The organism is Sporomusa acidovorans, from assembly GCF_900101845.1.
Classification (GTDB): Bacteria; Bacillota; Negativicutes; order Sporomusales; family Sporomusaceae; genus Sporomusa; species Sporomusa acidovorans.
This window is the reverse complement of the sequence record NZ_FNAM01000006.1, coordinates 92,516-107,620: the sequence shown is the minus strand read 5'-3', so window position 1 is coordinate 107,620 and position 15,105 is coordinate 92,516. Positions and strand designations below refer to the sequence as shown.

Below are 15,105 nucleotides of genomic sequence, written 5' to 3'. Positions count from 1 at the left end.
GATTTTGCAATGAATAGTAATCAATTGGCCTTTTACGTCGATACAACTAAGTGCATTAATTGTAAAACCTGCGAAATCGCCTGCAAGGATATTAACCAAGCAGAGCCCGGTCAAAGGCTAAGAAAAGTACGTTCCATTGAAGGCGGCGAGTTTCCCAAGGTTTATGTATATAATGTTTCCATGTCCTGCAATCACTGTGATGACCCGGTCTGCGCCAAGGTTTGTCCGGCCAAGGCCTATACGAAAAGAACGGAAGACGGCCTTGTGATTCATAACCCGGAGCGGTGCATTGGGTGTAAATACTGTACCTGGGCCTGCCCTTATGGCGCACCTCAATTTAGTGCCGCTAGCGGCAAGGTAAAAAAGTGCAATATGTGTCTGAAAAATGTAAAAGACGGTGAGCAGCCTGCCTGTGTAGCAGCTTGTCCCATGAGGGCCATCGAAGTTGGTAAACTCTCTGATTTTGCTAGTCTTCCAGGCGTTACTATTTCCATCCGCAATATTCCGTCTCCTGAGATTACGAAACCATCTTCCCGTTATAAGGTAAAACCGGAAGCCAGAAAAGGAGGGTATGCATAAATGGAATGGTCATTAGTTATCTTTACCGTTCTGCTGCAGCTAGCCTGCGGTTTAAGCCTGGCTACAACTTGGTTGCAGCGTAACACAGCCCACAAGCCCCAAGTTAGAATTGCTGCCATGACAATTTTTCCCGTGGTAGCCTGCGGCATGCTGGTAGCCATGCTTCATTTAGGCCAACCGATCAATGGTGCATATGCCCTGATGAATATTGGTAGTTCCTGGCTGAGCCGGGAAAATCTTTTGAGTGGGGCCTTTGCCGGTGCTGCTTGTTTATACAGTTTTACTTGGTGGAAGCACGAAGAGAGTTATCAGACTCCATTGGGTATCATCACCAGCTTGCTGGGCCTTTATGCTGTCGCGGCCAGTGCTATGGTGTACCTGATTCCCGCACAAATAATATGGAATTCTGGCTGGGTGCCGCTGTCCTTTTTTGCTACCACTTTATTATTTGGTTCTTTTACGGTATTTTTTCTTAACACCTCAACGGATACCCAACCTATGGCTAAGAGTGCGCTACTGATCATGGGAATGTGCGGACTTGTTCTGTTTATTTCCGTATTGTGGATGCTGTCCATGCTGGGGCAGGTTACCGGAGATCAATATGCAGTCGCCAAGCTTCAACACGTTTTTACAGTAGTAACCAGCGAGTATTTGCTATGGCTATTGGTCTATGTACTCTTTGCCTGCGTGTTGCCTATGGGCTTGGCTTTTACATATTGGTCAGGCAAGATCAATACTGTCAATTTTCGGGTTTGCCTTCTCAGCTTTATTTTTATCTTATTTGGTTCCTTTGTTGGACGATCCCTGTTGTATGTAGTGGGGCCAAACAATTTTTTGCCTTTTTAATTCTAAGCAACCCTAATGGTACTAAGGTCAGCTTGTGAATCGAATTGTGTAGCAGAGTTTTCCTATTCAACTAAAGTTTTTTGTGCTACAGGAGTGACTAGCTTGAGTTGTTTCAGGCTAGTTACTTTGATTTATATTTCAGCAAATCCCTTTAAGGATACTGTAAAGTAACGCTCATCGAGAGTGAACGAAGTGCAAGGGCATGTCTCATGCGCTGACTGATGATGCCCTCTTGGAAGTGCTATCGCAGAGTAGCTGGCAATATACATTGAAGCAAAGAATAGGCAGAAATAGTGAACAAAATGCATTGATAAACACGTATCAATACATTGCGGTTACAGTCAATTCCAGTTATAATATTAATTGGAATTTACCTTGTTGCAGATGAATTATAAAATGTCATAATAGATATGTCTCATATTTCGTGCGTCTATACTATATGATATTGCTAACTAGAGAAAACATTATATAATAGTATGGCTTGTTTTTGAAACAGATTCTAATAATAAAAAGTAATATTATAAAGGAGAATAGTGTGGCAAAGTTAGTCAAAGTCAGCCTTGTAGATCAAGTTTGTGATAAGATTAAAGAAAATATTACGTCAAAACAGTGGGAAGCTGGATTTAAAATTCCCTCTGAACAGGAGTTAGCAAACAATTTTGGAGTCAATAGGCTAACGATAAGAATGGCGCTGCAAAAGCTTAATACTTTGGGAATTGTTGAAACAAAAGCGGGAGAGGGTACTTTCGTAAAAAAGTTCAGTTTTCGCAAATATGTAAGCGAAGTTACTGAGTTGTTTATGAAACCGGAAATGTTGAATGATGTCTGCGAGTTCAGAAAATGTATTGAAATAGAGTGTGTCCGGTTAGCTATTGAGCGAGCAACTAGTGAATGCATTTTAGAGCTCGAGAAAGCTTTTGATGAATATGAACGGGTAACCAATGAGGTGAAAGAAGCAGACAATATCGACATTGATCGCCTTATAGAAGCGGATTTGGAATTTCATTACCAAATCTGTAAAGCATCCAAGAATTCGCTTTTTGTTTTGGCCTTTATTGCAGCAAGAGAGTCCATTTACCAATACTTAAAATCGATAAATGTACATCGCTGTCAAATTATTGAGAATGAAGGGCGGTCTATAATAGAATTCATGCAAAATAGTACCTATTATCATAAGCAAATTGTGGAAACTATCAAAAATGCCGATTTTCAAAAGTGTAAGAAGATTTATTTGGAAATGATTGACCTTGCTACACCGATCTGACACTGAGAGTGAGGCAGTGATGAAACATAACGAATGCCAACCACAAAAACGGCACTACGGCCGGAAAATAGAAATACCGTCTGCTATTTTGGCAGGCGGTTTTCTATTGTGCTAATCTCGTTGTGGTTGTCAGCTAGCCTATGGGTTTTTAACAGGTAGGGCTGCAGTCATTGTCGAAGCAGCATAACACCAGGATAATAATAATAATGATAATTATTATCCCAGAGCCATTCCGACCACCGCATCCTCCAAATCCAAAACTCATAAGTATGCCCTCCTTTACTAACAGGTTATTACATACTATGGTGATCAGACTGGATTTGCAGCTTGTATGGAAAATAAACTGTTGTCTACTCCGGGACAGGAAACGGTGCCGGTTTTTCCGGAAAATTTATTTTCGAAGAGCTATTGGCTGTGATTTATGGTAAAATTGATTTGGTTTAATTTAGCAGTGCCAGGGAGGCTTTTCTATGATGAAAAAGTTGTGGTATTTCTTTTTGGCGTTTTTAGTAGTATGTTTTGTCGCAAAACCGGGTTTTGCTATGCCGCTGCCAGGCGGGGATTTGGACAGGCAGCAGGCCATTGATACTTTTTTCAAGGACAAACCCGACGATCTGCTGGAGGGCATTTGGATCACCGATGATAATAAGTATGAAATCGCAATTGTTAAGAATGATTTTTCCGTATGTGAGGGCTATGATTATCTTGGATTTATTGTTCAATCTACAGATTCCGCCTGGGAAAAGGGTAAAATAAAACTGCAGTTGAAGGTAACCGCAGTACCCAAGGTGTTTACCGGCTTAGTCCACAAAAAGGCAAATGGCTATCTTACGGTTACCGACGGACAAGCGTTAGGGACTACGTTCCGGCTGGCAACGAATCAGATTATGGAATACTTCGGGGAAAGGAAAGAAAGGAAGCTGCTTTTTAGGATCTACCCGGGGAATGACGCTGCCGTTCAGGCTCCAAACCGGATCGGTACGGGTTTTTTTATCACCCAGGATTTAGTGGTAACCAGTAACCATGTCGTCGATAATGCGAAAACAATCGAAATTAAAAATACCAACGGCCTGAAAACGGCAGCGACGGTAGTGGCAAAAGATCCGGCTAATGATTTGGCACTGCTGAAGGTGAGTAAGCTTGCGGCACCGGTAAAACCGTTGCCGATGGCAAGTTACGGGACTCCCAAGGACGGGGATTCGGTCTATACGGTAGGGTTTCCTTTGCCTAATTTACTGGGTGCCAAACCCAAATTAAGCGAGGGAATCATTAACAGCATAACCGGCATTCAGGATGATGCCAGGGTATTGCAGATCAGCATTCCCATCCAACCCGGAAACAGCGGCGGTCCGCTGTTCAATACGAAAGGGCAGGTTGTGGGCGTTGTTACGGCGAGTGTAAATCCCTATAAAGCGCTGCTGCTGACGGGGACTTTTCCGCAGAATGTTAATTTCGCCATGAAAATTAATTATGTGGATAATCTTGTCTATACGCTTGCCGACCCGGTCCGTCTTCCCCGCAAAAGAGGTTCCGCTGATCTGACTCCTGCGCAAATTATGGCGCTGGCCAAAGAGGCGGTTGTGCAGGTTGAAGTGCAATAAGGCATTATAACAATGATGGTGTTAACAAAAAAGCTTCAAGAGCGGGCAGCTCTTGAAGCTTTTTTAGGTAACAGGTATTTTTTACTGGTTGCTCGTTTGTAAACTTTGGCTGGTGCTTGCTAGTTGTTTGTCTTTTCTTTTTCAGCGGCAAGCAGATATTCTTCGGGATAAATCATATCGTCAGGAGCCACGTTGTGGCTCTTGGCCCAAGGATAGTAGATGGCCGCTGTTACTACTAAGCCGACAATCCAGGAAATATCGGTACCGCCCAGCATCTTCGTAATGGGGCCGGTGTACAGGGCCTGTGCCATAAACGGAATTTGGGCAATTACGCCGGCAAAATAGGAGACAAGGGCAGGTATGTTCCACGCGCCGTAGCGGCCTTTGGGATCATATAAGCCGGGAACGTCAATATTTTCCTTGGAAATACAGTAAAAGTCGATAAGGTTGACCGAACTCCACGGGGTGAAGACCATGAGCAGCACCAGGATGAAGTTTTTAAACAGATTGAGGAAGTCTTTGCTGGCAAAGAGGGCGACACAGACGGAAGCGGCGATCATTCCCAGAATGAACAAAGTCCGTAAGGTTGTTGAAGCCGTTTTCTTGCCGCTCAGGGCCGTTGTGATGGTCAGCAGGGACATGAAGGACCCATAGGCATTCAGCGTATTAACGGTTAATTTACCGATAACGATGACAATATAGATAAGGATGGCAATGAGGCCCAAGCCTCCCAGTTCACCCAGATAGCCTACCTGATTTTTCAGGAAGCTGCCGCCGAAGCCCGCAGCGCTGGCTGCACTGATAATGACGCCAAGGGTCATTGCCCATTGGGTGCCGATAACGCTGCCGAGGAAGGTATTCCAGAATGTAGACGATTGAGGAGTACTGCGCGGCAGATACCGGCTGTAGTCCGCGACATAAGGGCCGAAGGTGAGCTGCCAGCCTGCCGACAGGGAAACAGCCAACAGGAAAGTGGTCAATTCAAACGGTTTTACCCCAAATAAGGAAGCAACGGGAAATTTAACAAAGGCCATAATCGTAAGATAGGTAAAGCCGAGGATGCCGGTAACGGTTGCCACTCGGCCCAGAGCATGGATATATTTGTAGCCAAGAAGTGCCAGGATGGCGGTGAGAGTACCGAATATTATGATACCAATAGCCGGGTTTTGGACGCCGAGAATGCCGTTGATGGCTTGTCCGGAAAGAACAGTACCTGTCGAGGCAAAGCCAAGGTACATAACAACAGCTAAAATTAAGGGTAGGATAGCACCAAGAACACCAAACTGGGCGCGGCTGGAAATCATCTGCGGCAAGCCTAAACGAGGGCCCTGCGCCGAGTGAAGGGCCATAACCGCGCCTCCCAGGATATTGCCGATCAACAGACCGATGAAAGCCCACAAGGCGTCAGCGCCAAATACTACGGCCAAAGCGCCGTCCACTACGGAAGTAATCTGCATGTTAGCGCCGAACCAGAGCGTGAACTGGTTGAATGGCTTACCATGCCTCTCGTGATCGGGAATCATGTCAATAGAACGTGTTTCAATCAAGCTGTCTTTTGCTTGGGTCACCATTTTCACTCCTTCTTCTTATTTTGTGGTTAAGCAAGATTTGATGCTCATTCCTTTGTATCTATATAATATTGCATGGCCGCACAATGGCACGGTAAGGCATGTCCGGGGGTTACGGTCCAATTACCCGTTCCATGTTTAGGGTTATAAGGTTACCGTGCATGTTGCGGCCTGCAATTTATGATTGCTTTAGCTTATTAAACAGACAGAGATTTATCAATTAAGGAATATGATAATCGCCAACTGTCAAAAAAACGTCGAATTTTACCTAATCGTCAAAAGATAACGTCAATTAAAAGATGATTCCCCTTTGTCTTTCTAAAAATGATATAATACTTAGTGATGCGTAAATTGATAATTGATAGGATAAATTGTTTTATTCCTCCGAAAATTAAGAGATTGGCGGGGGAAAACCGGGAGCTTTCTGTAAAAAGGGAAGATGTAATTTGGGAAAACGCAGGACGGTTGCTTGATAAATTACATTTATTGGAGTGGAACTTATGAGTACATTACGTGCGATTATGTTTGGAAACCCCGCGATTTACTGGAATGAACAGAAACTAAATTTCCCTTTTGCAAAAATGGAGGCCATGTTATATTTTCTATTGGTTGCCGGCGAAACCACACGGGAAAAGCTGGCGACAATGTTTTGGGGCGATATGGATGAAAATTCGGCCAAGAAAAATTTGCGCAATACGATTTATTTAATAAAAAAGATCATGTCGAATTCCCTGCTGATTACGCCGACCCGGACGACTATTGCCGTAAATCCGAAGCTAATTGACAGTACCGATGTGGCTCTTTTAGATATAATGGAAATCCATACTTTTTTAGATACCTACCAGGGGGTTTTCCTGGACGGATTTTACTGCAAAAATACGGATGCCTTTGATGAATGGGTTATGCTGGAGCGTGAGCGTTTCAAGGAGAAGGTTACGGTCCGGCTTACCGAGAGTATTGTTAAGCGGATGAACGACAAAGATTATATGGCTGCCAAACAATCGATTAAGCAGTTAATTAAGCTGGATGAATATAATGAAAGCGCTTACCGGTTGTTGATGAAGATCTATGAGCGGGAAGAAGCGTTTTATAAAGTCATCGAAATTTATCAGGAGCTGGAAAAGAGACTGGCCGAAGATTTGAAATTGCAGCCCAGTTCCAAGACGCGGGAAATCTATAACCGGGTACGCGAAAAAAGAATGATTACCGCTAAGGTGGCAGACGCTGCCAAGGAAGACGGCTTTTTCGGACGGGATAAGGAATTGCAGGTTTTACGCACGGCGGTGGCGCATTTTTGTTTAAAACGCCACAAGCATCCCATGATGTTTGTCCAGGGGGAGCAGGGTATTGGCAAAACCACAACGGTAGAACGGTTATTTACCAGTATACCGGCGGAAAACTGCAGTGTTCTGCGGACACAATGCTACCAGGCTGAAGCGGGATATGATTATAAATCGTGGAGTAATATTTTTATCCAGGTAAAGAATCTGTTGGTGCGTGATAAAATTGCGATTCCGCCATTATGGTATAAGGTGCTGTCTTATATTTTTCCCGCGCTTGAATGGAGCGATACCCTTACCGGCCAGGAATCTTTTATGGTCGCTTATGAATTTAATCCGACAATGGTCGAAGAAATTATGTGCGGTGTTCTGGGAAAACTGGCCAAACAACGGCGCCTTATTATTGTCATTGACGATATTCACTGGATGGACAGCCAAAGTCTGGCCGTACTGCACCAGGTTTTGCGTCTGCATGGCTCGGAAATTTTTTGTATCGCCTTATGCCATAGTGAATATTTCAGTCATATCGAAAAGTCGTTATGGGATTTCGAACGGGACGACATGCTGGAAAAGGTCATGCTGGAACGGTTCGACTTTGAGACGGTGGGCAGAATATTGGAATCGAAATTGCCGGCCGAAAAAATTAATGATGAGCTAAAGCATAAGCTTTATGAGTACACGGGCGGCAATGCCTTATTTTTAATGGAGTGTTTGCATTTACTTGCCGCCGGACGGGAACTCGGCAGCGGCTCTTTGCGTTTGCAAAGTGTTTTGAAGGAACGGCTGGGAAATTTATCGGCCAATGCCCGCAAAATTCTGGAGGTAGCCTCCGTATTTTTCAAGTATTCCAGTTATAATGAGTTATTGGCTATTTCGAAGGTGGACGAGTTTGCCCTGGTGGAGGCGATTGAGGAGCTGGAACGCAAACGGCTGATCACCAAAACTGATCATATTGTGCCCAAAGGGCTTGTCTACACGTTTTACAATTTGCAGATTCAAAGTTTTGTTTATCAGCAAATGTCGATACCCAGACGAAAGCTGCTGCATAAATTAGTCGGCCTGGAACTGGAACGCCAGGTCAACAACGGCCAGCAGGCTAAGGACATTTACGAAGCCATTTTATATCATTATACGCAGGCTGATGAAAAAATTAAGGTGATTGCCTACACGGTAAAGCTGGCGGAGAAGTATTTCTGCCCGCAGTATGAGCTGTTTCCGGAACTGAATGATTGCTATCCCGCCGGCTATAGCGGTTTTCGGGAAAGCCGCCATCAAACGGTTGTTTATCTGGAGAAGATCAGGGAACTCCTCGCCGTCATGGCTGCGGAACAGGCTGGCGATGGTCAGGTGGCTATCTATCAGAGTGCTTATTGGGAGATGATGGGGCGCTATTATATTTGGCGCGGCGAGCATGCCGCCGGGATCAAGATGATTCATCAGCTCTTGCGCTTGGCCTCCGACAAGGGGTTCCAGGATTATTTGGTCAAAGGATATCAGGAAATGATCTTTCTGGGTATTCAGGTCAGCCGGCCCAGTATTATCAAAAGGTTTGCCGAGAAACTGCTCGATATCGCCGAGCAGGCTGATTTGCCGGGGAAAAAAGCGGCTGCTTTGCGCTTTTTGGGTCTGGCCGCGGCGCTATGCGGCCAGACGGAACAGGCCGAGCAATATTACCGCCAGTCGATTGCCCTATTTAAAAAAATGGATATGCAAAATAATTGTTATATTTTAAATATTGCCGCCGCTTATAATTATATTGGCAACTTACGGCGCGAGGCGCTTAAGCTGGAGGAAGCGCTGCATTATTATGAGCAGGCGGTAAAGACGGCAGGCCATAAGCGAATTAGCGAAGGGGTGGCGGTGTTTTACATCAATGCCGGCTATACCGCCTTTAAACTGGGAATTATTGATAAAGCGCGCCAATATTTATCAGACGCCCAGGCGGTAGGCGACGGCTTTGGCGAGTACCGGGGGTATTGGTGTTCCCGCAGTTATTGTACCCTGTATTGTGTGTTGGCTATTATTGCCGTCAGGGAAAAACGCTATCATGAAGGCCGGATGTATTTGCACAAAGCCGATGAATTTTTAGACAGGTATCATGACAATTATCAAAATGGACTGGTATTGCAGACAAAAACGGAAATCAGACAGGCTATGGATCAGAATCCGGTGGCGGCAGATATTTTTGGGGACTATTTAACGTTGTCGGCCCGGGAGTATTATCAACAGGCAAAAATTATTTTGCATAAGGCGGGCGGGGCCCTGGAAAGGAAGTCACTGGATGAAGTGGCCGAATTTTTTTGACGATGTTTTGACATGGAAGATCCTATGATAGTGCTTACAGGCTGTTTAACGTGGGGATCAATCAAACCATGGCCGGCAGGCGCCGGTGGCGGGGATTGATTATAGCTGTTTATAAAGGAGGAAGGGTATGAACCAATTAGAAGCTGCTATTCAATCGGCAGAGGTGTACCAAAAGCTCAATGCATTTGATTGCAGCATTTTGATTGCCGATGCAGAGGGGACGATTGTTCATTTTCTTAATGCCGATAGTTTTACTTTGCAAACGCAAAAAGGCGACAAGATAGCAAGTGGCGGAGCGGTGGATCAATGTCTGAAAACGAAACAGGCTGTCCAGAAGATGCTCCCCAAGGAGTTATATGGATTCCTGGCCAAGGCATACTGTGTACCGATTTTTGACGGCGATCAACTGGTGGGGGCTATCTCAAGTGCCGTTAGCGTTGAAATTCAGCATACTCTTCATGAAGCCTCACAGTCGATAGCCGCTACCACCGAGCAACTATCCGCCAGTTCGGAGGAAGTTGCCGAAACGGCGGCCAAGCTGGCCGGTGATTTGAGCAACATCCGCAGTAATGGGGAAAATGTTTTGGCCGATATCCAAAAGACGGACGAGATTCTCCGATTTGTAAGCGATGTTGCGGCCAATTCAAATCTGCTTGGCCTTAATGCCGCCATTGAGGCTGCCCGTGCCGGTGAACAGGGGAGAGGATTTGCTGTCGTAGCCGAGGAAATTCGCAAAATGGCGGTAAACAGTGCGGAAGCGGTAACAACGATCAAGGGAATTTTGCAAAACATCCAGAAGGAAATCAATGTACTGGTCAATACTGTTGTTCATACCTCCGAAGCCGGTGAACGCCAGGCGGCCGCTACCGAGGAAATATCGGCATCCTTGCAGCAACTGGCGTCATCAGCCAATGAGGTTGAGCGGGTCGCCAAACTGCAGCGATAGGTTGCGGGCAGTACGTTTGGCTGATCAACAGTACTAATAAAAATAGTATAATATGTAATACCAGAACCCCGATCGGTTCCGGAAAACGAGAAATGCTGTTTGTCGTTATGACAAACAGCATTTCTATTTTCCTGGCGGCTGCAGAGAAAAGAAAAAGATTATCGAAAATTAAGTATTTTATTCGAAGGGATGAGGGAATTTCGTTAGAATATATCTATTATACAATTTTAACGTAACTTTATAACCGATCATTCATAACAGAACAAATCGTATGGTTTCATTTAGGGGTGTAATATTCAATGCAGTTTCCAATTCGCCATCAATTGACTATAATTATGTGTTCGCTCATATTACTTGCTATGGTTTCTACCCTAATGATTAGTCACTCTTTGGTCTCAGAAGACTATCAGCGGAAGATGCAGGATAGTCTTCAGGCCACGGCGGGAAGCTTGGCTTATACTATTCACCAGTTTATGCAAAACGCATACAATGTCAATCAGCAAATTGCCGAGTACCCTGACTTAGAAAACCTGGATGCCGATAAACAATTACAGCTATTGATCGAGACGAAGCGGCGGTATCCTTTTTATCAGGTTTTGGCGATTTATAATGTAAATGGTGATTCGATAGCCAAGACCAGCGGTGCTCCGGCCAACAGAGCGGAACGCTGGTGGTTCAGGAAATTTATTGCGGACAGGCAGCCGTTTATTTCCAGAAGCTATTATTCCATATCTTCCGACGTCCCGGTAACTTCGATCATTCAGGGACTGTATGCCAATGGGGAGTTAAGTGGAATATTTTTGGCAGATATTGAGGTAAGACAATTGCAGCAGATGGTGGAGAATTATAGTTCGGGCGGGGAAAGCTATGCCTATTTGTTGGATGGAGAAGGTGTAGTGGTCGCCCATCCCGACAGGCAGCAGGTTGCCGAACTATATAATTATAAAACCCTGAAGAAAACTGTATTGCTGCGGGATGCCAATGGCAAGACCCTGAAGGATGACAAAGGAAATCACTTCACCGAGGAAGTACCCTTTGCGCTTACGCCCTCTCTGCAAACGCTTGTCGCCAGGGTTACGGCAGGCGAGGCCGGTGTAGGGGAATATACAGGCATAAACGGCGAGAAGTACCTGTGTGCCTACAGGACGATCGCTTTACCGGGGACGACCAAACCCTGGAGCCTGATCGTCGTGCAAGAGAAGAAAACTGTGATGGCGTTTATGGACTATGTGACGGTAAAAACCACCCTTGTAGGAATGTTGGTGATTGTGTTTTCGATATTTTTATCGCTATGGTTTTCGCGCAGGCTGACCAGGCCTCTACAGGATATGGTGCAGGCAACCAACCAAATCAAGGAAGGCGATTTGGCCGTACGCCTGGCTGTTCAGTCTGCCAACGAATATAGTATCCTGGCGATAAATTTTAACCAAATGGTTGATGAACTGCGTCAGCACCGGAAACGTTTGCAAAGCCTGGTGGAAGCGCGGACCTCTCAACTGGAAGCCGCCAATCAGGAAATGCTGGCTCTGAACGAAGAATTGACTGCTATGAATGAAACCCTGGAGGATACGAATCAACGCCTGAATGATGAAAATTCAGCCAGACGCCAAACGGAGGAAAAGCTCCTATTCCGTGAACGGCAATACAGGGCGATCACCGGCCTGTTGACGCAGCCGCATGCCGCCGGCATGGAAGATATTCTGGAAACCATTCTCCATAATGCGGTTGCAATGCTGAACGCGGCAGCGGGTTATATCGGCTTGTTCAGTGAGGATGGGAAAAAGTTTTATATTCATCACAGTATCGGAATCGATAAGGTAACCATTAGGACACCTCAGGCAGGCGAGTCCGGGATACTGCGGCATGTGTATTCTACAGGCAAGATGTTTTATATTGCCGACTATCGGGTTTATGCCTATCGTGTTTTTGACAAACTGTTGGATGCTTCAACAAGCAGTGTGATTACCATTCCGCTGATACAAGCGGGTAAAGTCAGCGGCGTCCTTACCATTTGCTGGAGCGAGGTCACTACGCCGGTTAAGAAAGAGGACTTGGATAGTTTGCGCCAGTTTGGCGATTTGGCTTCTGTCGCTTTGGAAAGGGACACGGCCCAGAAGAAAATCAGTGAGATTGCATTTCATGACACGCTGACCGGGCTGCCTAACCGGGTGAGTTTAAATTTATATCTTAAGGAAGAAATGGAGCGCAGTCATCTTGGACAGGCAAGCGGCATTATTTTGTTTATTGATATTGACGAATTTAAGGAGATAAATGATAATTTCGGACATTCTTTCGGCGATCATGTTCTGGTCACCGTAAGCCGGTATTTGGTGGCGGCAGTGGATAAAACCGCTTTTGTCGCCCGCATTGGTGGCGACGAGTTTGTTGTGGTAATTCCGGGCGGAAAAACCCGCGGCCAAGCCGCCGGCATGGCTGATCACCTTATTGATGAACTCTGCCGGGAGTACCAAGTGGCTTTGGAGCAGGTACACTTATCGGCCAGTGTGGGGGTCGTCATGTATCCGGGAGACAGTGATATGGCGGAGGATCTCGTTAAGAAGGCCGATATTGCCATGTACGCCGCCAAGAAGGCAGGCAAGGCCTGCTGGCGTTTTTATGAACCGGTGCTGCTCCAGGAGACCAACGAAAAGATGGTACTGACAAATGGTCTGCGGCGTGGATTGGAGCGAGGAGAGTTTTTACTCAATTATCAGCCGCAATATGATGCTGCGGGGAAGCGGTTGATCGGCTTTGAGGCTTTGCTGCGGTGGAATAGTGCCGAACATGGCTTTATGCCGCCTGACCGCTTTATTCCGCTGGCTGAGCAAACCGGTCTGATCATTCCAATCGGCGAATGGGTATTCAAGGAGGCCTGCCTTTTTGCCAGGCGATTAGCGGATATGGGGAAAGCGGCTATTCATGTGGCGGTGAATATTTCGCCCCGGCAGTTGGTAGCCGACGGTTTTGTAGCGACAGTGCGCAGTTGTATTGAGGCTGCCGGTATCAGCCCTGGCCAGATTGAGATTGAAATTACGGAAAGTATTTTTATTGAGTCGGTAGAAGACGCAATTTTCAAGTTAAGTCAGTTGCGGGAGCTGGGAGTTGTTCTTTCGTTGGACGATTTCGGTACAGGGTATTCCTCGCTGACCTACTTGAAAAGTTTGCCGGTTGGGGTATTGAAGATTGATAAATCATTTATTGACGAGATTGTGAGTGATCAGGCACAATTGCATGTGGTCGGCGCCATGATTAATTTGGGTCATAATTTGGGGCTGTCTTTAGTCGCCGAAGGGGTGGAAACTGAGAAGCAGCTCAAAATATTGTCGGAATACAGATGCGACCGGATTCAAGGCTATGTTTTCAGTAAACCCCTTGCGGCAGAGGCAGCCATCAGGCTGGTAACCGATTCCGCTTCAGGTGATTGAGGCCTGCTTGCCGCCTTCCCCCAGCAACCGCACGATAGCCTGGGGGTTTATTTTTTGCCTGTAAAATCTTTAGGAACCTATATCAAAGGTGATGCGGAACGGATAAAGGAAAACAGAACAGTTGTATCGAATGATAATCTGCAGACCGGTGAGGATAAACAGAAATGGATTATTCATATTCATATAAAGGAGATGGAACCGATATGAAGTTGGTCAATTTTAAAGTTGACGACCAAATTCGCCTGGGGATTAAAAGTGACTGCGGGGTTATTGACGTGAAAGAGGCGGCTGCCGCTTATTCCGTTAAAGTCCCGGAAACGATCGAACAGGTTATTGCCACAGGCAAAAAGGGACAGGCGCAATTGGCTGAGTTATTGAAGAGAAATGTCCAATCCATTGCCGAAGAGCACATTACATTCGCTCCTTGCGTTACCCGTCCCGAAAAGATTATTTGTGTCGGCCTCAATTATATCAGTCACCGGGATGAGTGTGATATAGAGGTTCCGGAAGCACCTGTATTATTTAGTAAGTTTAACAACGCCTTGGCGGCTCATCAGGAGACGATTTCCCTTCCCCAAGCGGCGGTGAAATTTGACTATGAGGCAGAATTGGTTATTGTTATAGGTAAACAAGCTGTAAATGTGCCAGTGAAAGAAGCTTTGTCTTACGTATTTGGCTACACGGTTGGCAATGATCTTAGTGCCAGGGACCTCCAGTTCCGCACAGGGCAATGGCTGCTGGGCAAGACCTGTGATCAGTTTGCCCCTATCGGACCTTACCTTGCGACTGCCGATGAGCTGGATCCACAAAATCTGGACATCAGCTGCAAGGTTAACGGGACGGTTCGCCAATCGGCAAATACACGGGATATGATCTTTGATTGTGCGACAATCATCAGTTATTTATCGAAGCATATGACACTAAAACCGGGCGATCTTATCTTTTCCGGAACTCCGGGCGGAGTTATACTGGGTTATCCGGAAGATAAGCAGCACTGGCTCACGTCCGGGGATAAAATTTCGGTTACCATTGAAAAGATTGGTACCCTGGAAAACACGTTGGCCTAAAGTAACCGCAGTAAAGGGAGTGAGTTAATGGACAGAAAACCGACGGCTGTTGAGCCCGTTGAAAAGCTGGGGAAAATCTCACCTGTACGTCCCATTTATTACTTTAACCCCTTACCCGGGGAAAGGGAACTGCGCAAGAAAAATAGGCCGAATAACCGGCAAGCGGAGAAAGAAACTGTAAAAGGCAAGCGTCAGCAAGAAGGATTAATCGATATTGACGCGTAA

General features: G+C 45.8%; 11 protein-coding genes. 10 read left to right on the top strand and 1 reads right to left on the bottom strand.

Annotation, left to right across the window (positions count from 1 at the left end; translation table 11 throughout):
* The first annotated feature begins 9 nt into the window (after positions 1 to 9).
* The 4 genes from BLR65_RS06670 to BLR65_RS06655 all read left to right on the top strand — a co-directional run bounded on the left by BLR65_RS06670 (position 10) and on the right by BLR65_RS06655 (position 4,290).
* Entirely contained in the window at positions 10 to 579 is a 570-nt protein-coding gene (locus tag BLR65_RS06670; protein ID WP_093793413.1) for a 4Fe-4S dicluster domain-containing protein, read from the top strand.
* Positions 580 to 1,425, top strand: a complete 846-nt coding sequence (locus BLR65_RS06665) for a dimethyl sulfoxide reductase anchor subunit family protein (RefSeq protein ID WP_093793412.1) — start codon at positions 580 to 582, stop codon at positions 1,423 to 1,425. It abuts the gene before it with no gap.
* 535 nt (positions 1,426 to 1,960) lie between these two features.
* The gene (locus BLR65_RS06660; RefSeq protein WP_169717071.1) at positions 1,961 to 2,689 is read left to right on the top strand and encodes a FadR/GntR family transcriptional regulator; all 729 of its coding nucleotides are present in this window, start codon (positions 1,961 to 1,963) and stop codon (positions 2,687 to 2,689) included.
* A 470-nt stretch (positions 2,690 to 3,159) separates the two neighbouring features.
* Positions 3,160 to 4,290 (top strand): S1C family serine protease, encoded by a 1,131-nt coding sequence (locus BLR65_RS06655; protein WP_093793410.1) that lies wholly within the window; start codon positions 3,160 to 3,162, stop codon positions 4,288 to 4,290.
* 119 nt (positions 4,291 to 4,409) lie between these two features.
* Here the strand turns inward: BLR65_RS06655 and BLR65_RS06650 are convergent, their stop codons facing one another.
* Positions 4,410 to 5,861: a purine-cytosine permease family protein gene (locus BLR65_RS06650; RefSeq protein ID WP_093793409.1), complete on the bottom strand. Its 1,452-nt coding sequence runs from the start codon at positions 5,859 to 5,861 to the stop codon at positions 4,410 to 4,412.
* 497 nt (positions 5,862 to 6,358) lie between these two features.
* Between BLR65_RS06650 and BLR65_RS06645 the strand changes: the two genes are divergently transcribed.
* The 6 genes from BLR65_RS06645 to BLR65_RS06625 all read left to right on the top strand — a co-directional run bounded on the left by BLR65_RS06645 (position 6,359) and on the right by BLR65_RS06625 (position 15,105).
* Positions 6,359 to 9,442: an AAA family ATPase gene (locus tag BLR65_RS06645; protein WP_093793408.1), complete on the top strand. Its 3,084-nt coding sequence runs from the start codon at positions 6,359 to 6,361 to the stop codon at positions 9,440 to 9,442.
* Between the two features lie 127 nt (positions 9,443 to 9,569).
* On the top strand, positions 9,570 to 10,388 hold the full coding sequence (locus BLR65_RS06640; RefSeq protein WP_093793407.1) for a methyl-accepting chemotaxis protein: 819 nt from the start codon (positions 9,570 to 9,572) through the stop codon (positions 10,386 to 10,388).
* 299 nt (positions 10,389 to 10,687) lie between these two features.
* A complete protein-coding gene (locus BLR65_RS06635; RefSeq protein WP_093793406.1) occupies positions 10,688 to 13,813 on the top strand; it encodes an EAL domain-containing protein in 3,126 nt (1,041 codons plus the stop codon).
* 54 nt (positions 13,814 to 13,867) lie between these two features.
* Complete coding sequence (locus BLR65_RS29590; protein WP_169717072.1) at positions 13,868 to 14,020, top strand: hypothetical protein; 153 nt, start codon at positions 13,868 to 13,870, stop codon at positions 14,018 to 14,020.
* Entirely contained in the window at positions 14,017 to 14,880 is an 864-nt protein-coding gene (locus BLR65_RS06630; protein ID WP_093793405.1) for a fumarylacetoacetate hydrolase family protein, read from the top strand. The genes BLR65_RS29590 and BLR65_RS06630 overlap by 4 nt, the downstream gene beginning before the upstream one ends.
* 27 nt (positions 14,881 to 14,907) lie before the next feature.
* Positions 14,908 to 15,105, top strand: a complete 198-nt coding sequence (locus tag BLR65_RS06625; protein WP_093793404.1) for a hypothetical protein — start codon at positions 14,908 to 14,910, stop codon at positions 15,103 to 15,105.